This is a genomic window from [Bacteroides] pectinophilus, from assembly GCA_025146925.1.
In the GTDB taxonomy this organism is placed as follows: Bacteria; Bacillota; Clostridia; order Lachnospirales; family Lachnospiraceae; genus Bacteroides_F; species Bacteroides_F pectinophilus.
The window spans coordinates 1,180,911-1,204,308 of record CP102260.1 but is presented as its reverse complement, the minus strand read 5'-3'; the positions used below and the strand labels follow the sequence as shown (position 1 = coordinate 1,204,308).

Sequence of the window (23,398 nt, the reverse complement as noted above, 5' to 3'; positions counted from 1 at the left end):
TGTAAACCCTTATTTTAAAATTTCTTTTACAAATCTCGATACTTCGAGTGTTTTGTTATATCTCTCACGTACAGAATACACATGAAGCCGCGACTTTGCTCTTGTCATTGCAACATAGAACATCCTGCGCTCTTCCTCTATCTCCTCATCAAGCGCCGCCTTGCTGTATGGCGTAACGCCTTCATTAGCATCTATAATGAACACTTCCGGGTACTCAAGCCCTTTAGCACTGTGCATCGTGCATATTGTTACCGCATTGCTGTCGGCACTCCTGCCATAGTGCTTAGCCGTCTGTGTCTTAATCTCTTCAGTGTACTGTTCAATATATGCGAACCATTCATCATATGTATTGAACTGTGATGCACTCTCCTGTAATTCATCGATAACAGCAAACAGATCATCTTCACTTATCCTTCGTTCCGCCGAATATTCCCTGAGATAGCAGTCATATCCGATTGCACGCCTTATATAATTAACTGCCGCCAGCGGACTGCACCTTTCAAGTACCTTAATGTCTCCCTCCAGGTCTGCTATACGTTCAACCATCCAGTCCCTGTCTGAATATCTGCTCTTCAGGATATTAAAATCAACAACCTCTTCCATAAGCATATCACGGCTTATATAACGCTTAGGTCTGTTCATTACCTGCAAAAATGTATCACGGCTTCTTGATCCCATTGCAAGCCTTATATACGCAAATATATTTTTTGCTATCCAATGTTCATACAGATTGGGGATGCTGTCTCTTGTAACAAAAGGTATGTTATATTCAATAAACTTACCCATAAGCTGTCGTCCGCCGATATTAGTTCTTGTAAGTACGGCAATATCACTGTACGCTGCATTGCCGGCGCTTACTTCCCGTCTTATCATATCCACTATGGCTGAATTCTCTGCTATAGTATCCTGAAAATTTCTCACATCTACAGGCTCTCCGGTGGCATTAACTGTTCTTATATCTTTTTTGAAGCGTTTGATATTATGCTCAATTACACGCCTTGCCGAATTAACAATCTGCGGAGTTGACCTGTAATTCACATCAAGCTTTATTCTCATCACATTCTTGAAATCACGTTCAAAATTAAGCATAATCTCAGGTTTAGCACCGCGGAATCCATATATGCTCTGGTCATCATCGCCTACAATAAATATATTCTGTGTCTTTCCGGCAAGGAGCTTTACCACCTCATACTGCATCCTGTTGATATCCTGGAACTCATCCACAAGAATATATCTAAATTTATTCTGCCATGCCTTTAGAATGTCCGGTCTTTTTGAAAGCAGCTCATAACAATACACAAGCATATCATCAAAATCTATAAGCCTGTTACTTTCAAGCATATGTGCATAATCCCTGTATATATCCCTGAATACAGTCTCAGAACAGTTAATTGAATAATACATATCGGGATTGATTCCCTCACTCTTAACCCTGCTTATCTCTGCCAGAAGCTGTGAAATGAATTCATTCTCATCTTCCGTCTCAATCTGATATCTTGCTATGCTCTGTCTGATAGCTTCACGCTGCTGCTCTTCACGCACTATATTCTGTGCACTGTAATTATATGCATGCTTCAGAATAGTAAAAAATACCGCGTGAAACGTACCAAACGTCACGCGGCCTGCTTCTCCTGTCATTCTTCCTGCAGTATCTTCTTTTGCGGCAAGCCTTAAGAATCTTTCCTTCATCTCGCCTGCCGCCATTCTTGTAAATGTAATTACGAGAATATTCGATGGCGATACCCCATGGTCCCGTATAAGGCTGAGTGTTCTGTGCGTAATCACAGTAGTCTTGCCCGAACCGGGACCGGCAATTACCTGACACGGTCCATTAAAATGATTAATTGCCCGTATCTGGGCTTCGCTTTTATTCATCAGCCAAGTTCCTTCTCTAACATCTCAATTCCCTTGCGTATTCTCGCAATGCTCTCATCCCTGCCGATTATATCCATAATCTCAAATGCACCACCAGGCGTCATCTGCTTGCCCGATACTGCCGTACGCAGAGGCCATAATGCAAGCCCGTTCTTAATTCCCTTATCTGCAACAAATTCCATAACTCTGTCATGGAGATTCTCTGCTGAGTAATCATCAATAGCCTCAAGCATAGGGAGCATCTCCTTAAGTATTGCAAGTGAATTCTCCGAATTTGTCTTCATCTTCTTGTGTGTATACATTGCTGTATCATACTCCGGAAGTTCCTCAAAGAAATCAATATGCCCCTCAATCTCTGGAAGAACCTCTATTCTTGTCTTGACAAGTGCTGCAATCTTTCTTAAATCAAGGTCTTTCTTAATCACTTTACGGATATATGGCTCCGCAATTTCAAAGAACTTCTCATCATCCATTGCCTTAAGATACTCGCCATTCATCCAGCGCAGCTTATTAATGTCAAACACAGCCGGTGACTTACCGATTCTGTGATAGTCAAACACTTTTACAAGCTCATCAAGTGAGAATATCTCCCTGTTATCCTCAGGACTCCATCCAAGCAGTGCAACATAATTAACTACTGCTTCTGCAACAAAGCCCTGCTCAATAAGATCCTCAAATGATGCATGTCCGCTTCTCTTGCTGAGCTTCTTGTGATTCTCATCTGTTATAAGAGGACAGTGTATATACTTAGGCTCTTCCCAGCCAAATGCCTCGTAAAGTCTTGTATACTTCGGTGATGATGATATATACTCATTACCTCTTACTACATGTGTAATCCCCATAAGGTGATCATCTACAACATTAGCAAAATTATATGTCGGGAAGCCGTCAGACTTCATAAGAATCATATCATCAAGTTCTTCGTTAGGTACTGTTACATCACCATAAAGTTCATCATGGAATGTTGTGCTTCCTTCACGTGGGTTATTCTGTCTTATTACAAATGGTTTACCTGCCGCAAGATTAGCCTCTACCTCTTCCCTGCTAAGTGACAGACAGTGCTTGTCATATACCACTATCTCCTTGCTCTCTCCATCCTCGCCTACAACAGTCTGTCTTAAGCTTTCAAGTCTCTCCTTATCGCAGAAGCAGTAATATGCCTCTCCCTTCTCCACAAGCATCTTTGCATATTTCATGTATATGCCCTGTGCCTGACGCTCACTCTGTACATAAGGACCTACACCGCCGTCCTTATCGGGTCCTTCATCATGCTCAAGTCCTGTAGCCTTCATTGTTCTGTAGATTATATCAAGTGCTTCATCAAAGAAACGTTCCTGATCTGTGTCCTCTATTCTAAGAAGGAAATCACCATTCTCATGCTTTGCTATAAGATATGCATAAAGAGCCGTACGAAGGTTGCCAACATGCATTCTTCCTGTAGGGCTTGGTGCAAATCTAGTTCTGACTTTTGTCATAATTAAACCTTGCCTTTCCAATTTTGTAAAAATTATATTAATTAGAATAACATTTTAACACGCATTTTGCAACCATTGCAGACTATTATGCTTTTTCTGAATTCATGCGGTATCCCACGCCGAGTTCATTTATTATATATCCTCTCACTCCGGGTTTTGCACCCAGTTTTTTGCGGATATTAGCCATATTCACCTGAAGTTTCTTAATGCTTCCTTCGTCAGGATATCCCCAGATGCCCTTTATAATTGCGGAATATGTCATCATCTTGCCGCAATGTTCTGACAGCAGTGACACGATATTATATTCTGTCTGTGTAAGCTTTACCTCTTCACCTTTTATAAATACCTGTCTTGCACTGTAATCTATAACCATATCATTCAGCACAAACTTTTCATTCTCTATATTGGCAGCATACATCTGGTGGCTGTTACGGAGTGCTGCCCTCACTCGTGCAAGAAGTTCCGACGAGCCGAACGGTTTCGTTATATAATCATTGGCACCCATATCAAGAGCCCCTACTATATCATGTTCCTCAGTTCTTGCCGACAGAATAATTACCGGAACCGGAGATTCCTTTCTTACTTCTTTGAGAAAATATATTCCGTCTTTATCAGGGAGTCCCAGGTCCAGAAGTATAAGGTCAGGTACATATGAAGAATACATAATCTGTGCCAATTCACATGTCTGCGCCATAAGAACCTGATATCCTGATGTCTCGAGCATCGTTGAAACAAGCTTTCTTATATTATCTTCATCTTCCACCAAAAGGATTTTGTACTTATTATTACCCACTTAATTTTCCTCCATACCAAGTGTAAATCTGAATACTGCTCCTTTGTTCATGCTGTTTGACGCACTTATGTCCCCACCATGTGCCTTGATGATTGTCTCACACACTGACAGACCTATCCCCGCATTATTGCGGTTTCCGTCAGGCACCGAAGCTTTGCTTACATAAGCGCCGCTGAACATTGATTTCATAGCTTCGTCTGAAACACCGCATCCGTCATCTTTTATCTCAAACACAGCATTATTGCCAATCACAAATACGCTGAGCCACAGATGCTTCATGCCTGTTGCATGCTGGACAGCATTTTCAAGAAGATTAATTATAACCTGTTCTATAAGCATCGCATCCATCGGTATCATCACTATATCTCCAGGGATGTCTATAATAACATCATGTGACGGATACCTTTTTTTGAACTTAAAGATTACGGAATCAATAAGCTCCTCCAGCACTACCGGCTTTTTGTTTATCTTCACATTGCCGGTTCCAAGCTTGGTTATTGAAAGGAGGTTCTCTACCATGCTCACAAGCCACTCTGAATCCTCCTTTATTGCGTTAAGAATCTCGTCCTGCTGTTGTATGCTGAGATTCTCCCTGTTATCCGCAAGGGCTGATGCTGAACTGTATATAGTAGTAAGCGGTGTTCTCAGATCATGTGACACAGCCCGGAGAAGATTCGCCCGCATTCGCTCTTTCTCACTCTCCGCCTTAAATGCCTCATGCTGCTTTACCTTAGTAGTCAGCGTGCTGGTAAGTATTGCAAGCACTATCATGACTATCGCCGACATAACATTAACCGGCGTTGCAAAATCAAACTCAAAAAAAGGGAATGTAAATGCATAATTAACAGCAAGGACACCTGCAATTGCAGATACAATTCCATATATATATCCTTCCGTAAGCATAGAGATAAGAAATACCGCAAATACAAACAGTGTTGTTATTCTCTCCTCTATCTCAAATACATGCTGGAAAACAAGACTTATTATAAAAGCACCTGCAAGCACAAATGCCGTAATAAGAATATTTTTTATACATTTTTGCATACGGCTCATATATAACTCTCCTGTATAATCTTTTGTCAAATATTATCATATACATAATTAAGATACAGCTAAATGTCGAATTTGTAAAACGCTTCCTGCTTTATTGACACTCTTCCCTAAAGCGTTTAAAATGTAAGCAATAATGTTAGGGGATTGGAGAAGTTATGATTGGAACTAATTATCATTTTGGATTTATCGGTCTTGGACTTATAGGCGGTTCAATTGCGCGGGCGCTTAAGAATGTTTATCCTGACTGCACAATTACAGCATTCAGCAGGACTCTTGCTCCTCTTGAACTTGCAAAGTCTGATGGCAACGTTGATAACATCACCACTTCAATAGATGCTGATTCTTTCGGGCGCTGCGATTATATATTTTTATGTACTCCGGTACAGTACATTTCCTCATATTTTATGAAGCTCAAAGATATTATCAATCCGTCATGCACGGTTACTGATGTAGGAAGTGTCAAGGGATATGTGTACGATGCAGCCGTATCGGCAGGTCTTGAAAGCAATTATATAGGCGGTCATCCCATGGCAGGCTCTGAGAAGACCGGTTACGCCAATTCCTCAGCAATTCTCCTGGAGAATGCATACTATATAATTACGCCGACTCCTCTTACCAGACATGAGGTTCTTGATGAATATGTTGCAATCGTGCGTTCAATCGGTTCAATTCCAATAGTCATGGACTGCCGGACACACGACCACAGTGTTGCAGGCATAAGCCATCTGCCACACCTTATTGCAGGCAGTCTCGTTAATCTTGTACACGACTGTGATTCCGGTGATGGTCTCATGAAGCGTCTTGCAGCCGGTGGTTTTAAGGACATAACAAGAATTGCTTCATCTTCACCTGAGATGTGGGAACAGATATGCATGACTAACACGTCTGCAATACTTGAACTTCTTGACGCATATATAAATTCCCTCACTGACATCCGCAACAATCTTGCAGAGCACAATGAGGGATACATATATAACATGTTTGAACGCTCAAGCGAATACCGCAATTCAATAAGTGACGCTTCAAAAGGCTTTGTGCCTCAGGCATATCTTCTTCATCTTGATATTGCAGATCGTGAAGGTGCCATAGCGAGTGTTGCAACACTTCTTGCAGCTAACTCTATAAGCATCAAGAATATCGGCATTGTACATAATCGTGAATTTGAACACGGAGCACTGTGCATGGAATTCTATAATGATGAATCCCGTACGCTTGCTGCCAAACTTCTAAAAGCTAATAATTACTCTCTGTGCTGATATCTGCTATCAGATATCAAAACAGCCTCCTCCTACGAATTCCCTGAGCAGTGAATTGTTCGGTATGTCTTCCGTACCATAAGCAAGGAAATACTCAAGGAATTTGAGGAGTCTCTTTGCTTCCTGATATTCAGGCTGGTCATTATCAATCGCGAACAGAATAGGTTCTGCAAACGGTTTCAGTATTGAAAGCTCATACACAAGTGATGAATTGAACATAACATCAGCCTGCTCCTGGAATGGGAATATATTCTGTTCCTCTCCACGCCTGACTGACTGCCACATATTAAGCGTGTGCTGTGCAGATGCACCTCTTGTTCTGGCATCCCTTACCATTCTCCTTATAAGACGTGCATCTGTTGTAGAGATTCTGTTATGCTCATCTATGTTAAGAGATGTGAGTGCACTTATATATATCTTGAACTTACTGTCATTAGGAATATGCTGCGTAAGCTCATCGTTAAGGCAGTGAATTCCTTCAATCACAAGAATATCATCAGGTCCGAGCTGTCTTATATCTCCTTTGTATTCCTTTTTTCCAAGCTTAAAATTGAATGTAGGAATCTCAACCTGCTTTCCTTCAAGCAGCTCAGTCATTTGTCTGTTAAACAGTTCAATATCTATTGCATGTATATCTTCAAAGTTATAGCTTCCGTCTTCATTAAGAGGAGTCTGTTCTCTCTCAACAAAATAATTATCAACCGCAATAGGATGCGGCTTAAGACCACAGGCTTTAAGCTGTATTGATAATCTGTGTGAAAATGTTGTCTTGCCCGATGACGACGGTCCGGCTATCATTATAAACTTTTTGCTTCTGTCTGATGCAATCTTTCTTGCTATCTCCGCAATCTTCTGCTCCTGAAGTGCTTCCTGGACGAGCATGATCTCCTTCATTCTTCCGCCCGCAATTGCATCATTAAGTGCTCCCACAGTATCAAGGTCAAGTATGTCATCCCATTCCGATGATTCCTTAAGTACGCCGAATAACTTTTTCTGCGGCCTGAACTGCGGAACTTCTTCCGGACTTGATGGCACAGGCATCTGCAACGCAAATCCATCTTCATACAGGAATATATCAAATACCGAAAGCATTCCTGTCGATGGTGCCATATATCCGTAATAGTAATCCATAAAGCCCTCAAGCTCATACACATTGACGTTTGAGCCTCTTCTGTATCTGAAAAGGCGCTCTTTGTCACTCATTCCAAACTTTCTGAATACCTTTACGGCCTCATCCGTATGCATAACATGCTTGATGATCGGCACATCTTTTGCAACAGTCTCACACATTATTTGTTTTACTTTATCAATAAATTCCTGATTGACGGCACATGCATCATTTTTAATCTCACAAAAAAGTCCTTTACTTAGTGAATACTGAACATTCACATCCTTTCCGGGAATATCCGGAGCTATTCTGTGAATTGCATAAAGCATCATAAAAAGTACGCTTCTCCTGTACGCCTCATTGCCAAGTACCGTTGCAGTTGTTATAAATTCAACATTCTGGTCTTCTATTGCCCAGTTATTAAGTTCGCTGAGCTTACCGTCTACCTTGGCAAGAATTATTGTATCCTTTGTCTTTAACTGTTCTTCTTTTGCCAGTTCCAGTAATGTCTTCATATCAATCACTAATTCTCCATTCTGTCAGGATTAAATACTACTTCAAAAGGGCTGCATATATCAGCGGTCACTATATCAACGCCGGGACACTCTCTTCCAATATATCCGGCAATGTACTTTATGAACACATGCTCTATTCCATAATGTCCGGCATCTATCACTGTAAGGCCCTCTGCTTTGGCATCTATGCCCGCATGATGCCCGATATCTCCGGTGACAAGCAGATCAACCTTCTGCATCAGTGCCGTCTTAATTGCACCTGAACCTGAGCCCGGATATATTGCAATCTTTCTTACCGGTCTTTCCATATCTCCAAATACTTTTACAGTATCAAGTTCAAAACTTTTCATGACACGGGATGCCCATTCTCCTGCTGTTATTACTTCGTCTCCGGTATATTCAGCTACTTTGCCAAGTCCGTTTCCGTCAGGCATCGTAACTTCAAGTGTTGCAGCATCTCTCAGTCCAAGTGTATCTGCTGCGATGCTTCCCATGCTTCCACATATATCAAAATTAGTATGCATCGAGAAACATGCAATCTTATTGCCAAGGAGCTTCACAAGCCTGCTTCCCGTAAGACTGTCACATGTAACATTCTTAATGCTTCCGAATATAAGCGGATGATGGGAAACTATCATATCTGCCCCACAGCTCACCGCCTTATCTATTGCCGCCTCATCAACATCAAGCGTCACCAGTACTCTTGAGACACCGGCATCTTTGTCACCTGCCATAAGCCCTACATTATCCCAGTCACATGCTGCAGATGGCGGACTCATACGTTCAAGGGCATCTGTTATGTCTCTAACCTTCATAATTCAAGTCACCTCAATTATCCACTAAAACTTTTCAGCTGCGTGCCGCGCATTGGTCAATCACATATTCTATTGCTTCTATGTCTCTGGCAAGTTCTCTTAACCTTACAACCGCATGCACTGAATTGCTGGCCTCAACTTTTGCCTTTACTTTTCTGTATGATTCAAGTTCTTTTGCCAACATTTTCAGAAGTACCGGGTCCTTCTGTTCTATGAGCTTTTCTCCATACAAAAGCTGCGCATATCGTCTTATCTCATATTCAGCATCATAATGGCAGCAGATAATTACATAATACTTGCCATCTTCTTCAACCATCTTCTCATTATCAGTGCAAAACCCCCGTTTTTCAAGGAATTTCCTGAAATGCATTATCTCGGACTGCGGTGACAGTACAAATTGCTGTCCATCCATGATAACATCCTGTCCGTCAGTAAGAATCTTCTCTATGAGCTTGCCACCCATACCGCTTATTGTTATGACGTCCGCTTCGCCATGCTTAAGCCCGGCAAGCCCGTCAGAAAGTCTAAGATCAATGCTCTGCCGTACTCCGGCTTCCTCCACATTAGTCTCTGCTTTCTTAAGAGGTCCTTTGTTTACATCCATTGCAATAACATGCGAAGCTATGGAATTCTGTATGAGATATATCGGCATATACGCATGATCAGTGCCTATATCAGCAACTGTGCTTCCTGCCGGAACGCAGGAAGCAATAGTTTCAAGTCTTTTAGAAATCTGATACATATAATTATACCTGTCAAATCTCCCTGTAAATATTAATCAATCAAGGAAGTCTCTCAACTTACGGCTGCGGCTTGGATGACGCAGCTTACGAAGAGCTTTTGCCTCAATCTGACGTATACGCTCTCTTGTTACGTTGAATTCACGTCCAACTTCCTCAAGTGTTCTTGCACGTCCGTCATCAAGACCGAATCTGAGTCTGAGAACCTTCTGCTCTCTCTCGGTAAGTGTGCCAAGCACCTCTACAAGCTGTTCTTTAAGTATTGTGCTTGCTGCTTCCTCAGCAGGTACAGGGACATTATCATCCTGAATAAAATCTCCAAGGTGGCTGTCTTCCTCTTCACCAATAGGTGTCTCCAAAGATACCGGCTCCTGTGAAATCTTCTGAATCTCACGTACCCTCTCTACAGGGATGTCCATCTCCTTGGCAATCTCTTCCGGAGTCGGTTCACGTCCAAGCTCCTGCAGTAACTGTCTTGAAACTCTTAAGAGTTTGTTGATTGTCTCTACCATATGAACAGGAATTCTTATAGTTCTTGCCTGATCCGCAATTGCCCTTGTTATAGCCTGACGTATCCACCATGTTGCATATGTTGAAAACTTGAATCCCTTTCTAAAATCAAACTTATCGACAGCTTTGATAAGTCCAAGGTTACCCTCCTGAATAAGGTCAAGGAAAAGCATTCCTCTTCCTACATATCTCTTTGCGATGCTGACTACCAGACGTAAGTTTGCCTCGGCAAGCCTGTTCTTGGCCTCAACATCACCATTCTCCATTCTCTTTGCAAGTTCAATCTCTTCCTCTGCACTAAGAAGCGGCACTTTACCAATCTCCTTAAGGTACATTCTTACAGGATCCTCTATGCTTACACCTTCAGGAACCGAAAGGTCAATCTTCTCGATATCAATATCATCTTCAGGATCAAGTATTATATCTTCCTCTTCTTCAACATCATCAGATATCTTGACATCTACATTATTCGCCTCAAGGAAATCAAATACTTTCTCAACCTTGTCAGCATCGAACTCAGCATCTGTAAATGAATCAATAATTTCCTGATAATCCAGCATGTTCTTCTTTTTCTTTGCAAGTGCAAGAAGTGCTTTGCACTTTTCTTCGAATCTTGCATTCATATCATCAGCACTGTTCTCAGCGGCTGCCTGCGGAGTCTCTTCTGCCTCTAATACGACATCTGCTGCAGCTGTCTTTTCTTCTTCAGCTTTTGACTCTTTCTTAGATGTCTTCTTTGTTGTCTTTGTCCCGCTCTTTGCATCAGCTTCTTTTTTAGCTTTTGCCGCAGGCTTCTTTTTCTCTTTTACTTCAGCGGTGCTGACCTCTTCTGCCTGTACTGCCTCTGTAACTGCCTTTTCTGACTTCTTAGCCATAATGTCTCTTCTCCTTTTATTTTACAGATGTATTTGGATATTCTGTATCTCTTTCTGCTCCTTTATTATATTCTGCAGTTGCGCCACATCCGTGACACTCCTGCTCTTTATATCAAGACTGTTTTTCTTTATCTTTTTTACAGTCTGATTAAGAGCTCTCTCCCTTTCAGAGTCACTCAGTTCTTCCGCGAGTTCCCTGTTAAATATGGATGCCACCTTTTTCTGGGTCTCTCCATCGTCAAATGTGCTTATTATTGCTGCCGGATTAATCTGTCCGTTGTCAAGCTGCTCATACAGCCTTACAGCGACATCATGGAACGGCTCCTCTATAAAATCATCCGGTGACAGATAAGCTGCCACCTTCGGATATAACGACATATCCTGTACAAGCCATGTCAGCAATATCTTCTGTGCCTGGCTTATTCCATCTTCCTTCTCTTTGTGCGATGATGAAGTTCTCCGGCTGTCATGCCTGTCCTTCACAATTCCGACACGATTGCCATAATTGCCAACCATCGCCTTAAGCGCATCCATTGATACCATATACTTATCCGCAACTGCTTCTATATAATTGTTGCGTTCAAGCTCTTCCTCAAATCCTACTATACGCCCGGCAACTTCATTAAAGAATCTTGTCTTACTGTCAGGATCAGTCAGGTCATAGTTTTGCTCCATGGCGCTTATTTCATACATAAAGCTGTTCTGCGCCTTATCGATTCTCTCCTGAAATGCTTCCGCTCCAAGTCCCTTTATGAATTCATCCGGGTCCTTGTACGGCTTCATATTAATCACCTTGGTTGTAAGTCCCGCTTCCTTAAGAATCGGTATTGCACGCAGCGCTGCCTTAACGCCTGCGCCATCACTGTCATATGTTATAAGGACCTGATCCGTATATCTCTTCATAAGTGATGCCTGTCCCGATGTAAGCGCTGTTCCGAGTGACGCAACAGCCTGATTAAAGCCTGCCTGATGCAGTGAAATAACATCCATATATCCTTCACAGATTATTATGTTAGGCTTTCTTGATGTCCTTGCTATATTAAGGCCATACAGATTGCGGCTCTTATCAAACAGCTTTGTCTCCGGGGAATTAAGGTACTTTGGCTTGCCGTCTCCCATAACACGTCCGCCAAATCCGATAACCCGGTTATTCATGTCCATAATCGGAAACATTACACGGTTCCAGAACTTGTCCGTAACCTTGCCGTCACCATATGTAAAAAGTCCCGACTCCTTCAGGATATCATCCTTGTAGCCTTTACTCTTTATATACCTGTAAAGATCATCGCTGTACATGCTTGAATAACCAAGTCCGAACCTCTGTATTGTCTCATCACCCAGTTCCCTCTTCTTAAGATAATTCATTGCAGTGCTGCCATTCTGTCCTCTCAGCTGATGAAAATAATAAACTGCTGCAAGCTTGTTAATCTCTAGAAGCTGTGACCTTATATCACGGCTTTTCCTCTCTTCAGGGGTCTCTTCCATCTGCGGCAGTTCAATCCCCGCCCTCTCGGCAAGCATCCGTACAGCCTCCATGAACGTGTAATTCTCATATTCCATGATAAATGTTATTACATTGCCACCGGCACCGCAGCCAAAACAGTAATACATCTGCTTTGATGGTGACACAGAGAACGAACCTGACTTTTCATTATGGAACGGGCACAGACCAAAGTAGTTGCTGCCGCTCTTCTTAAGCTTCACATATCCTGAAATGACATCAACAATATCATTGCGTGAGCGTACTTCCTCTATTAATTCTTCTGAATATCTCATCCAATCTCCAACCTGCTTCCCTCATCATGTCTCATTATACTTTCCATGACCTGGGAACATATATCTCCTCAAACCGGGCAATTGCATAATGATCACTCATTCCTGCTATATAATCACATACAACCCGTTCTTTGGACTGATTATACTCTTCAATAAAACGGATGTAATTTCCCGGGAGTTTGTCAGGATTACTTACATAATAATTATACAGTTCGGTTATCAGCTTATACACCTTGACTTCTTCTGCCTTAGCCTGAGGGTTACTGTAAAGATTATCAAACATGAACTGTCTCAGTGACTTCATTGCATGCTCAATATCATCCGACATAAGGATGTCATCCCTGCCATAGCTGTTCGCCACTATATCATTGATGAGCGTATTAAGCCTTGTCTTTGTGCTATTGCCAAGTATATCCGAATATTCGTGCGGAACATCATTCTCGCTGAATATTCTGGCTCTTATTGCATCATCTATATCGTGATTTATATATGCAATCTTATCTGACAGCCTTACTACCTTGCCTTCAAGTGTATATGGCATTCCTTCTGTCCTGTGATTGAGTATTCCATCCCTTACCTCTCTTGTAAGGTTAAGACCTCTGCCATCTTTTTCAAGAAATTCAACAGTTCTTATGCTCTGCCTGCAATGACTGAACCCTTCCGGACACAGCCTGTTAAGCGTTCTCTCTCCTGCATGCCCGAATGGCGTGTGACCAAGATCATGACCGAGTGCTATTGCCTCAGTAAGGTCTTCATTAAGCCTCAGTGCCCTTGCAATACTTCTGGCTATCTGAGATACCTCAAGCGTGTGTGTAAGCCTTGTGCGGTAATGATCACCCTCCGGTGCAAGAAATACCTGCGTCTTATGCTTCAGTCTCCTGAATGCTTTGCAGTGGATTATCCTGTCCCGGTCCCTCTGATATATTGTCCTCATCGGGCAGGGCTCCTCTGTACGGTCACGTCCGCGAGACTCATCGCTGAATGACGCATATCTGCTCAGATACTGATGTTCCCGTCTCTCCTGTTCTTCCCTTATGTTTATTCCCAATTCGTTCAGATCCATACATTCGCCTTTCTCCAAACGGCGTTTTCTTACGCTACATTATTTATATTCTGTGCAACTTCTGTTTTTCCTTTTTTATTTTGACATTTTTTATAATTATTTTCAGCCTGCTATTCCTCCGATAACTCCACCGATACTGCATGCCGCAAGTGCTTTGATGATCTCTGCCGCATCCCGGTCTATCGATTTGTTTATCACAAGCGACATAAGCGTAAGTACGATAAAATATATAACCCCTGCACTAAGCCCCATTATAAGTCTTCTTTTCCCCATACTTTTTGAAAGAAGGAATCCTCCAATTGCCGCAGACAAAAAATATACGACCATTATCCCTATTCTCACCTGATTTTCCGACAGCTTAAGCCGATACATCATTAATGCGATTATCAGTATAAATACAAAACTTGCCACATATGAAGCAACTACCGCTTTCACAATTCTTATTGCATTATCTTTCATATTTTCCATGCTCCATTCATACTTAATGTTATTGACAGAATATTCATAATGCGGTACAATTATGAAACATTTATATAAAAAAGGAGTGATAATTTTTGGACCCCAGTAGTGTCTTACAAATCGTAACCATTGTTATTTTCTTAATGCTTTCAGCGTTTTTCTCATCAGCGGAGACAGCTTACATGTCAGTGAACAGAATCCGCATCAAAACGCTTGCCGATTCAGGCAACAAGAGAGCTGTCAAGGTGTTATATATTCTTGACAACACCTCTAAGATGCTGAGTGCAATACTTATTGGCAATAATATTGTTAATATTTTTGCTTCATCTCTCACAACAACTCTGGTGAGCCGTTACTTTAACAGCTCTGCCGTAGGAATCGCAACAGGTATTCTTACTCTGGCTATACTTATATTCGGAGAGATAACACCTAAGACAACCGCTTCCGTTAACAGTGAGAAAATTGCTCTCGCATACGCTAACATTATCAAATTTGTAATGTTTGTCTTCACGCCGGTTATATTTATCGTTAATGGTATGGCAGGCAGTCTTATGAAGCTTCTTCGTGTTAATACCTCTAATTCCAAGAGTTCTATGACTGAGAATGAGATTCGTACAATCGTTGAGGAGAGTTACGAGGACGGCGAGATTGAGACAGAAGAAAAGAAGATGATTAATAATGTGTTCGATTTTGGTGATGCCCTCGCCAAAGATGTCATGATTCCACGAATTGACATGACTATGGCTGATGTCAACAGTACATACGATGATATCATTGAATTATTCAAGCAGAATAAGTATACAAGATTTCCAATATATGAGGGAACAACTGATAATGTAATCGGTATTCTCAATATTAAGGATCTTCTTCTTTATGATGCCAGAGATGATTTTAACATAAGAGAAATAATGCGTGAGCCTTATTTCACTTATGAGTACAAGAATACAGCCAAACTTCTTGAGGATCTGCGAAGCACATCCAACACAATTGCAATTGTCATTGACGAATATGGTTCGACAGTCGGTATCATTACACTTGAAGATCTCTTAGAAGAGATTGTCGGTGAGATCAGAGATGAATATGATGATGATGAGCGTGATGATATTGAGAAGATATCCGATAAGCAGTATCATCTCAGCGGTGCAGCCAAGCTTGATGACATTAATGATATTCTTGGAACATCATTTCATTCCGAAGAATATGATTCTATCGGTGGATTCATCATTGAGCAGCTTGACCGTTTTCCCGAGAAGGGCGATAAGCTTGAGTTCCCTGATATGACAATTCTCGTTACGGCAACAACCAACAAGCGTGTAGATTCTGTTCTTCTGACGCTTAAAGACAGCTCATCCGGTGAAAACAGCACCAATAACGCTGACTGATAATTATGTTAATATGAGTATATAGAGACGATAATAAGCACGCAGGTATATATTTTATCTGCGTGCTTATTTTATTCACACAGTCTCCTTTGAGCCGGAGACAGTGTCTGTACAAGGCTGTGCAATTACTTTTTTATAAAAAATATCTTTGAACTGCATACGGGTGATGAAGCAACTATAACTTCTGCTCCATTATAAAGATAACCTGATATATACCCTGTTTTTTCCTTTCTTTCCACACCTGAACTGCTTCTGCGGCACGATGTGTTATATATATGCCTTTCAAAGCCGCTCATTATTCTCCTGAATTCTCTCTGATTATCAAATCTTAAAAATTCAAGATTAACAGGTCTGCCATCGCACATAACCCAGATAGTCCTGTTCTGTCCCCAGCCTCCCGCAAGCCCGTCTATATCCATTGTCATTATTGAATCGGCAGCACCTATCCCCTTATATGTGCTGTATATCTTCTGTGTCAGCACCTCAAGCTTCTCATAAAAATTCAGCACCGGCATATAATTTTCGTACAATCTGTCTATATCATGTGCATGCACAGTTCTGTGTTTCCCGGTCCCCGCACATATTATGAGCTGTTGTAATGCTTTGCAGCCATAGCTTTTTTCAAATACATATAAAAGTATGTGGAATTTGTCATGATGGTTAAGATGTGAAGGTGAATCAAAAACGATTACCTCATTGATATTACGTTCATTGACGCGGTACTTCTCGATAAGTATGTCTCTGAACATCGACTTGATACAGCGTCTTGCGCTGTCATCGCCAAGTGCGCAGGTCATCAGCGCACGACGCAGCATATCCCGGCGTGCATTCTGAATATTACAACTGCCCTCATGGCTTATTATTGAATTAAATGTTCCCGATGCGCATGATGCAAGCTGCCAGAACTCTGGCAGCCTTGCATACTTCCTCGCATCCTTTTCAAGAACTGCATGCAGTCCGGCATCACACATATATTGCATATGGCAGGCTCTGCGCATATCCGTGAAACTTCTAAATTAACAGGTAAATTGATTTTAATATAACATTTCGCAAAAGTAAAGTATACTTTTAATTAATAATGAATTAATAATCAATTCTGCTTATCAAGCGTAAGGCTTGCTGTATCGTTGGTGAGTGTTAATGTATTCTTGTCAATTACGGCATTGTACTCAATATCATTCTGTGTTCCAAGAGTTGTGTAAGATATCTTAAGCCTGCCATTGTCAAAAGAATATGTTATTGGCATAACAATTCCTTCTCCGATATCCATGCTCCCTGTCCCATCCGCATTGAATTCATATGTTGTTTCAGCTCCATTCTGCTGACAGCTCCACTTTCCTTCAACGCTCTTCTTACCGCATGCAGCCAGTGAAAGCACCATTGCCGCCATACACACGGCACATGCTGTCTTTTTTAACAAACCTGTTCTTCTGTTAATCATTGCACCCTCCATATTATTTTTATCATATCCTTATCTGTCTGACATTGGAATGTATTCAGTTCTCGGACAAACATTCATATATGCCGGACGGATTATCTTACCGCAGTTAATAAGCTCTTCTATCCTGTGAGCACTCCATCCCGATATTCTTGCAATTGCAAATATCGGCGTATATAACTCAAGCGGCAGATCAAGCATACTATACACAAATCCGCTGTAAAAATCAACATTGGCGCTGACACCTTTGTATATCTTACGCTCATTTGCTATAAGCTGCGCTGCTATTTTCTCAACATTAGCATAGAGTCTGTATTCATCATGCCTGTTCTTCTCCTCTGCAAGCTGTTCAACAAAGCCCTTGAACACGTTAGCTCTCGGATCTGACAGTGAATACACTGCATGTCCCATTCCGTATATAAGTCCTGTCTTGTCAAATGCCTGTTTATGAAGAATCTTATCAAGATACTCACTTATCTCATCTTCGTCATCCCAGTCCTTGACATGTTCCTTAATATCCTGGAACATCTTAACAACCTTTATGTTGGCACCGCCATGCTTAGGGCCTTTCAGTGAACCAAGAGATGAAACAACCGATGAATATGTGTCTGTTCCCGATGATGTAACTACATGTGTTGTAAATGTTGAATTATTACCGCCGCCATGTTCTGCATGAAGAACAAGTGCAAGGTCAAGCACCTTTGCCTCAAATGGCGTATATTTACTGTCCGGACGCAGCAGATGAAGAATATTCTCGGCTGTTGAAAGTTCCGGTCTCGGCTCATGAATTATAAGACTTCCTCCTACATGGGCATGTCTGTAAGCCTGATAGCTGTATACAGCAAGCAACGGAAATTCCGATATAAGCTGAAGACTCTGCCTTACAACATTAGGTATGCTTATGTCGTCTGCCTTATCGTCATAAGAATACAGCATAAGTACGCTTCTTGCCATGGCATTCATAATATCGCGGCTCGGCTTCTTCATTATAATATCACGGACAAAGTTAGGAGGTATACATCTGTAGCCTCCAAGAAGCTTATTAAATTCCGCAAGCTCCGTCTCATTGGGAAGCTTTCCGAATACAAGCAGATATGTGACCTCTTCAAAACCAAAGCGCTTATCTGCCATAAAGCCGCGGATTATATCCTCCACATCAATCCCCCTGTAGTAGAGCTTACCATCACATGGCACGCTTGTACCATCAGGCAGTGTCTCGCTTGATTTGATTTCACTTATCTCTGTAAGTCCTGTAAGGACACCTTTGCCGTTAAGATCCCTCAGGCCTCTTTTTACCTGATGTTTCTCATAAAGTGAATTCTCGATTCTGTTGCACTCTCTGCATTTTGCAGCCAATTCCCTTATCGGTGGTGTTATTGTTGAAAATGATTTCTCGTCCATTCATTATCCCCCTTTATGTGATGCTATTAGAATAACATACCCTGCTCACTCATTCCAATAAACATTTTCTTAACAATGTCTAAAACAATTGCGTTATAACAATTACGCTTCAACAACAAAGGTAGGAATTGACATCTCGCTATACTGTGTTGATATCATTTCACAGGCTGATATTCTGGAATATACTCCGGCGAACTTCCCGTTATATACAAACAGTCCCGTAAGATTGCTGTACAGATGCCAGTCATCATCCTTTGAAAAGTCGACATTCTCTGTCTTATAAGGATGCACAAACTCCTGAAGTATATAACCTTTATTTATATTCTCTTTAAGGAAATTCTCCCATTCTTCCTGAGTACATTCCACACCCGCATGTACACCTTTGGAGCCGTATGAATCCTCCGGCTTAATAATCCATCCTTCACGGTTGCCGGTAACAGCTTCCCCCAGAGTTGTATCTGAGTATTTACGTCCAAGCGATTCATCATTGAATACAACAGTATATGGAACATGTGCCTCAACATAACTCTGCTCATCATCAGTAAGCAGCTTCTTAGTCATGTCATCATGAAGTACCTTGTATATCATCTTATTATGCACTATCTGCGTCCTGAAGTCACCAAGCAGACATACATCTTCTTCCTTCACTGCATCTATAAACTGTGTAACCTCATCATAATGAGCCATAATATCACTCGTAACCGCACGTCTGTATACAATATCAATTACATGCCCGTCAGGAGTGTACAGCTTTCCGTCATGGTGCCTGAGTTCTCTTATCTCACATACATATGCGTTGTATCCTGCATTTTCAAAAGCTTCCCTGAAAATATTGAACTCATTCTCAGTTGCGCTCTCCATAAAATCAGTTATACAGACTGTTGCCTTATGCGCTCCGATATTCTTTCTGCTGCAGTAATCCCTGTAAATATCCGTTGCAGCATCTACCCATGAATCAAACAGTTCAAATGTTCTCACCCTGTGCTTCTCAGTAAATTTTCTGAAAGCCTGTGTAACTGCAACAGCCTTGCAAAGTTCCCTGTCCTCATTCATTGCGCTTGTACCGTCTGTGTTAAACTCACAAAATTTAAAATCATGCGTGTTCTCATCAAGAAATATATCAACTCTTGCAATAGGTATATTAGATGAGTAAACAGGCTTTCTCATTATAAGTTCCTCAAGGCGCTTATCAAAACCAAACAGCTTACGGTATTCGGAGTTGACCATGTATTCAGCAATTACTTTGTCAAATATCCCATAGAGCGTTGTAACAAGATTTTTAAAAAGTTCAACTTCCTCATCTGTTATAAGCTTAGGCACATGCAGGCTCTTAACACATCTTCCATGATACTTTGCCGTTGAATTAAGTATATAATCCAGCATATCCTGCGCTGATTTCTTAGCCTGTGGCATATCGCTTCTGACAATGTCCACATATTCATTATATATCTGTGTAATCTTACTCATATTTATTCGATCTGCGTATCCGGTTATTCTTTAACAGCAGCATTACTGCCAAGTTCAGTAACAAATCTGACTACGCATTCAGCCTTCTTTCCATATATAATTCCATCTTTTCCATGCTGTATAAGAGATTCTCTTGCCTCAAGCACGTCTTTCTGTCCTACGCCCGCAAAATACTCCTCAGCCTTTCCCATATTATCATCATTATAAAATATATTACATATAATACGTGCATACCATGCCGCTTTATCTATATTACAGCTGTCTGCCATTCTTATCTCAATGTAATTCTTAAGCCTTACATCAAAAAATGCCATTGACAGCACATGCATAACCTCTTCATCAGTCATTACACGTTCCGCATATATATCCTTTATCTTCTTATCATCCGTATATACGGCAGTCTCACCTTCCATCACGAGAATTGCCGGCATATTCATAATATATTCCGCATATTTTTCAAATGAAAAATCCGGAGCAAGACAACCATCCATAATAACGCACCTGTCTGCATCAACTCCATCCCAAACATATGCACGTACCATGTGCATTGCAGCAGGCTGCTTCTCAAATACAGGTGAATTATCCATCATTAACGATAAGACCGGTGAAAGAATTGCTGCCAGTCTGTACTTTCGTATTGCATCATTCTCATCACTATAATCCACCGATACCTGGACAGATGCTGTTGCCCTCATCATATTCCTGCCCCTTGTACCGGCTTTTTGAAAATAGCGGTCCATATATTCATATCTCTTCTTAGGGATTATGTCCAGTTCCTGTGCTGATTCATACGGATTGTAACCATAGCACTCCACTCTGAGATTATATCTGCTAAGTACAGGATCAAGTATCCTTCTGAAATCCCTGTATATGCACACAAGTTCATCGGCTGATGCGCATGGTGCAATACTTATCTCCAGCTGTGATGCCGGCTCAAGTGATATAGAGTATCTGTCATTATAAAACCCAATAAGATGTCCCTCAAGATAGTATGGCTTGTCATCCTCGCCCATTATATCCTTCATAACATCCAGGATCTTCTCATATCCTGCTGATCTGTCATTGCTGTCAAAGACAAAATGTTCTATCTCAATGCCTATCTTAAAATCATCGCTTCTTTTAAATCCCCTCTTGAGATGACTTACTATGGCATCAATATTCATTCTGTAAATATCCATATCTATCCTCATTCCAACTATATTATCTGAGGCGGTTGCTTTCTTCATATTTGGCATGTGCCAGTATACATGCCTTAAGAGACATAAATCTCTCATCAATCGAGCCGTCCGGCACTGTTATATCCATGCTTGTCGCTATATCATCCACAAGCCTGTCATCCAGCTTTGCCCTGATTGCTGTCAGCACATTCAGTTTTTCTCTGTAATCCCCGGCATCCAGGAACTGAATAAGTGCAGGATTAACACCTGACTCATCATATTCCGTACCATCCGCCTGTACTGCCTGTGGCGCAGTGTCTGGCTTTATTGTCTCCGTCTCCGGTGTTACCTTCTCAAATCTGTATAACTGCTTAACATCCGGATACTTCTCATGGTCGACTTCGCTTATGAACATATCATACGGTCTTACGTACCATTTGAAGTCCCCATACATAGCCTGGTATACAACCATTTTTTCCTTAGTCTCTGAATGATATGCAATTCCCTTTATCTGATATAACTTATTTTTGAAATGCCTGTAGAATTCTCCGGGTAATACCTCTCTCATAAGCCCTCCGATCTTAATAATATCTGCTAAAAAAGTAGGCCTAAAGCGGGTAACTCCGCTTTAAGCCGTACTTATGTGCAGATTATACTGCTATTATTCATTAGTTATTGATAAGCTTATCCTCTTCGTTGTTCCAGCTGTAAAGCTTACGGATCTCCTTACCAACCTTCTCTGACTGATGCTCAGCAGCAAGCTTTCTCATAGCCTTGAAATGAGCCTGTCCGCCTGCAGGTGACATATCAAGAAGGAAGTCCTTAGCGAATGTACCATCCTGAATATCCTTAAGGATCTTCTTCATAGTCTTCTTAGTCTCGTCTGTGATAAGCTTTGGTCCTGTTATGTAATCGCCATACTCAGCTGTGTTAGAGATTGAATATCTCATTCCTTCAAAGCCGCTCTGGTAGATAAGATCTACGATAAGCTTCATCTCATGGATACACTCAAAGTATGCATTTCTCTCGTCATAACCAGCCTCAACAAGTGTCTCAAAACCAGCCTGCATAAGTGCACATACACCGCCGCAAAGAACTGCCTGCTCACCAAAGAGGTCTGTCTCTGTCTCTGTTCTGAATGTTGTCTCAAGGACACCTGCTCTTGCTCCACCGATTGCAAGTGAGTAAGCAAGTGCAATATCAAGTGCCTTACCTGTAGCATCCTGATGAACAGCTACAAGACAAGGAACACCCTTACCAGCCTGATACTCGCTACGTACTGTATGTCCAGGTCCCTTAGGTGCGATCATTGTTACATCGACATCCTTAGGTGGGATAATCTGATTGAAGTGGATGTTGAAACCATGTGCAAACATAAGCATGTTACCAGGCTCAAGGTTTGGCTCAATATCCTTCTTGTACATAGCTGCCTGAAGCTCATCGTTAATAAGAATCATAATAATGTCAGCCTTCTTAGCTGCCTCTGCTGCTGTGTATACTTCAAATCCCTGTGCTTCAGCCTTAGCCCATGACTTACTTCCTTCATAAAGACCAATAATGACGTGGCATCCTGACTCCTTAGCGTTAAGTGCATGTGCATGTCCCTGGCTGCCGTAGCCGATGATTGCAATTGTCTTGCCATCAAGCATTGATAAGTTGCAATCCTGCTGATAATAAATCTTTGCCATCTTAATGGTACCTCCATATAATAATAAAAATTTATTTTAAACTTGCAGCGCCTCTTGCAAGTCCTGTGATACCTGTCCTTGCAAGCTCTGTAATTTTAAAATCATCTAAAAGTTCAATAAACGCACTAAGCTTGGACTGGCTTCCCGTAAGCTCAATAGTCATAGTACCTTCGCTGCTGACATCGACAATGTTAGCCCTGAATATATCTGCAATTGCAGCAACATCCTGTCTTCTGCTTGCGTCAGCTTCTACCTTGATAAGTATAAGTTCTCTGCATACCGAAGCATCAAGAGGAAGCTCCATAATCTCTTTTACGTCTACGAGCTTAGCCAACTGCTTCTCAATCTGCTCAAGAACATCATCATCTCCAGTTACCGTAACAGTCATTCTTGAATACTGTGGATCCTGCGTTACCCCTACAGTAAGGCTGTCTATGTTATATCCTCTTCTGCTGAAAAGTCCTGCGATACGGCTTAATACACCTGACTCATTCCCAACAAGAATAGAAAAAACTGCCTGTCTCATAATTATCATATCCTTTCACTTACGTC

Annotated in this window: 21 protein-coding genes; 2 read left to right on the top strand and 19 right to left on the bottom strand. The window is 41.5% G+C overall.

From position 1 onward, the window contains the following. Window positions 1-9 precede the first annotated feature (9 nt). The 4 genes from NQ488_05645 to NQ488_05630 all read right to left on the bottom strand — a co-directional run bounded on the left by NQ488_05645 (window position 10) and on the right by NQ488_05630 (window position 5,196). Complete coding sequence (locus NQ488_05645) at window positions 10-1,875, bottom strand: ATP-dependent helicase (GenBank protein ID UWN96779.1); 1,866 nt, start codon at window positions 1,873-1,875, stop codon at window positions 10-12. Beyond that, window positions 1,875-3,350 (bottom strand): glutamate--tRNA ligase, encoded by a 1,476-nt coding sequence (gene gltX, locus NQ488_05640; GenBank protein ID UWN96778.1) that lies wholly within the window; start codon window positions 3,348-3,350, stop codon window positions 1,875-1,877. Before gltX ends, NQ488_05645 begins: the two co-directional genes overlap by 1 nt. An 85-nt stretch (window positions 3,351-3,435) precedes the next feature. Continuing rightward, complete coding sequence (locus tag NQ488_05635; protein UWN96777.1) at window positions 3,436-4,143, bottom strand: response regulator transcription factor; 708 nt, start codon at window positions 4,141-4,143, stop codon at window positions 3,436-3,438. After that, entirely contained in the window at window positions 4,144-5,196 is a 1,053-nt protein-coding gene (locus NQ488_05630) for a PAS domain-containing sensor histidine kinase (protein UWN96776.1), read from the bottom strand. It abuts the gene before it with no gap. A 155-nt stretch (window positions 5,197-5,351) separates the two neighbouring features. Between NQ488_05630 and NQ488_05625 the strand changes: the two genes are divergently transcribed. Further along, window positions 5,352-6,452 carry a prephenate dehydrogenase gene (locus tag NQ488_05625; GenBank protein UWN96775.1) on the top strand — a complete coding sequence of 367 codons (1,101 nt, stop codon included), beginning with the start codon at window positions 5,352-5,354 and terminating at the stop codon, window positions 6,450-6,452. 9 nt (window positions 6,453-6,461) lie between these two features. On the opposite strand, the gene NQ488_05620 is transcribed toward NQ488_05625, so the two are convergent. The 7 genes from NQ488_05620 to NQ488_05590 all read right to left on the bottom strand — a co-directional run bounded on the left by NQ488_05620 (window position 6,462) and on the right by NQ488_05590 (window position 14,313). Beyond that, window positions 6,462-8,075 (bottom strand): nucleoside kinase, encoded by a 1,614-nt coding sequence (locus tag NQ488_05620; GenBank protein ID UWN96774.1) that lies wholly within the window; start codon window positions 8,073-8,075, stop codon window positions 6,462-6,464. 8 nt (window positions 8,076-8,083) lie between these two features. After that, window positions 8,084-8,890 carry a Nif3-like dinuclear metal center hexameric protein gene (locus NQ488_05615; GenBank protein ID UWN96773.1) on the bottom strand — a complete coding sequence of 269 codons (807 nt, stop codon included), beginning with the start codon at window positions 8,888-8,890 and terminating at the stop codon, window positions 8,084-8,086. Between the two features lie 34 nt (window positions 8,891-8,924). Next, the gene (locus NQ488_05610; GenBank protein ID UWN96772.1) at window positions 8,925-9,632 is read right to left on the bottom strand and encodes a class I SAM-dependent methyltransferase; all 708 of its coding nucleotides are present in this window, start codon (window positions 9,630-9,632) and stop codon (window positions 8,925-8,927) included. A 36-nt stretch (window positions 9,633-9,668) separates the two neighbouring features. After that, window positions 9,669-10,763 (bottom strand): RNA polymerase sigma factor RpoD, encoded by a 1,095-nt coding sequence (gene rpoD, locus NQ488_05605; protein ID UWN97112.1) that lies wholly within the window; start codon window positions 10,761-10,763, stop codon window positions 9,669-9,671. Window positions 10,764-11,036: 273 nt separating this feature from the next. Further along, window positions 11,037-12,791, bottom strand: a complete 1,755-nt coding sequence (dnaG, locus tag NQ488_05600) for a DNA primase (protein ID UWN96771.1) — start codon at window positions 12,789-12,791, stop codon at window positions 11,037-11,039. Between the two features lie 34 nt (window positions 12,792-12,825). Then, window positions 12,826-13,833: a deoxyguanosinetriphosphate triphosphohydrolase gene (locus NQ488_05595; GenBank protein UWN97111.1), complete on the bottom strand. Its 1,008-nt coding sequence runs from the start codon at window positions 13,831-13,833 to the stop codon at window positions 12,826-12,828. Window positions 13,834-13,956: 123 nt separating this feature from the next. Continuing rightward, a complete protein-coding gene (locus NQ488_05590) occupies window positions 13,957-14,313 on the bottom strand; it encodes a TIGR04086 family membrane protein (protein ID UWN96770.1) in 357 nt (118 codons plus the stop codon). A 182-nt stretch (window positions 14,314-14,495) separates the two neighbouring features. On the opposite strand from NQ488_05590, the gene NQ488_05585 reads away from it, so the two are divergent. After that, on the top strand, window positions 14,496-15,695 hold the full coding sequence (locus NQ488_05585; GenBank protein ID UWN96769.1) for a hemolysin family protein: 1,200 nt from the start codon (window positions 14,496-14,498) through the stop codon (window positions 15,693-15,695). Window positions 15,696-15,820: 125 nt separating this feature from the next. On the opposite strand, the gene NQ488_05580 is transcribed toward NQ488_05585, so the two are convergent. The 8 genes from NQ488_05580 to ilvN form a co-directional block, all read right to left on the bottom strand. Beyond that, entirely contained in the window at window positions 15,821-16,675 is an 855-nt protein-coding gene (locus NQ488_05580) for a hypothetical protein (GenBank protein UWN96768.1), read from the bottom strand. Window positions 16,676-16,785: 110 nt separating this feature from the next. After that, window positions 16,786-17,136, bottom strand: coding sequence for a DUF5640 domain-containing protein (locus NQ488_05575; GenBank protein ID UWN96767.1), 351 nt, complete (start codon window positions 17,134-17,136; stop codon window positions 16,786-16,788). Between the two features lie 30 nt (window positions 17,137-17,166). Next, on the bottom strand, window positions 17,167-18,534 hold the full coding sequence (locus NQ488_05570; GenBank protein UWN96766.1) for a citrate/2-methylcitrate synthase: 1,368 nt from the start codon (window positions 18,532-18,534) through the stop codon (window positions 17,167-17,169). 102 nt (window positions 18,535-18,636) lie between these two features. Further along, entirely contained in the window at window positions 18,637-20,001 is a 1,365-nt protein-coding gene (locus NQ488_05565) for a hypothetical protein (GenBank protein ID UWN96765.1), read from the bottom strand. 23 nt (window positions 20,002-20,024) lie between these two features. Then, window positions 20,025-21,179: a glutamate-cysteine ligase family protein gene (locus tag NQ488_05560; GenBank protein UWN96764.1), complete on the bottom strand. Its 1,155-nt coding sequence runs from the start codon at window positions 21,177-21,179 to the stop codon at window positions 20,025-20,027. Window positions 21,180-21,201: 22 nt separating this feature from the next. Next, on the bottom strand, window positions 21,202-21,726 hold the full coding sequence (locus tag NQ488_05555) for a DUF1653 domain-containing protein (GenBank protein ID UWN96763.1): 525 nt from the start codon (window positions 21,724-21,726) through the stop codon (window positions 21,202-21,204). A gap of 100 nt (window positions 21,727-21,826) precedes the next feature. Continuing rightward, window positions 21,827-22,846, bottom strand: a complete 1,020-nt coding sequence (gene ilvC, locus NQ488_05550; GenBank protein ID UWN96762.1) for a ketol-acid reductoisomerase — start codon at window positions 22,844-22,846, stop codon at window positions 21,827-21,829. Between the two features lie 31 nt (window positions 22,847-22,877). Then, a complete protein-coding gene (gene ilvN / locus NQ488_05545) occupies window positions 22,878-23,372 on the bottom strand; it encodes an acetolactate synthase small subunit (GenBank protein ID UWN96761.1) in 495 nt (164 codons plus the stop codon). Window positions 23,373-23,398: the final 26 nt, after the last annotated feature.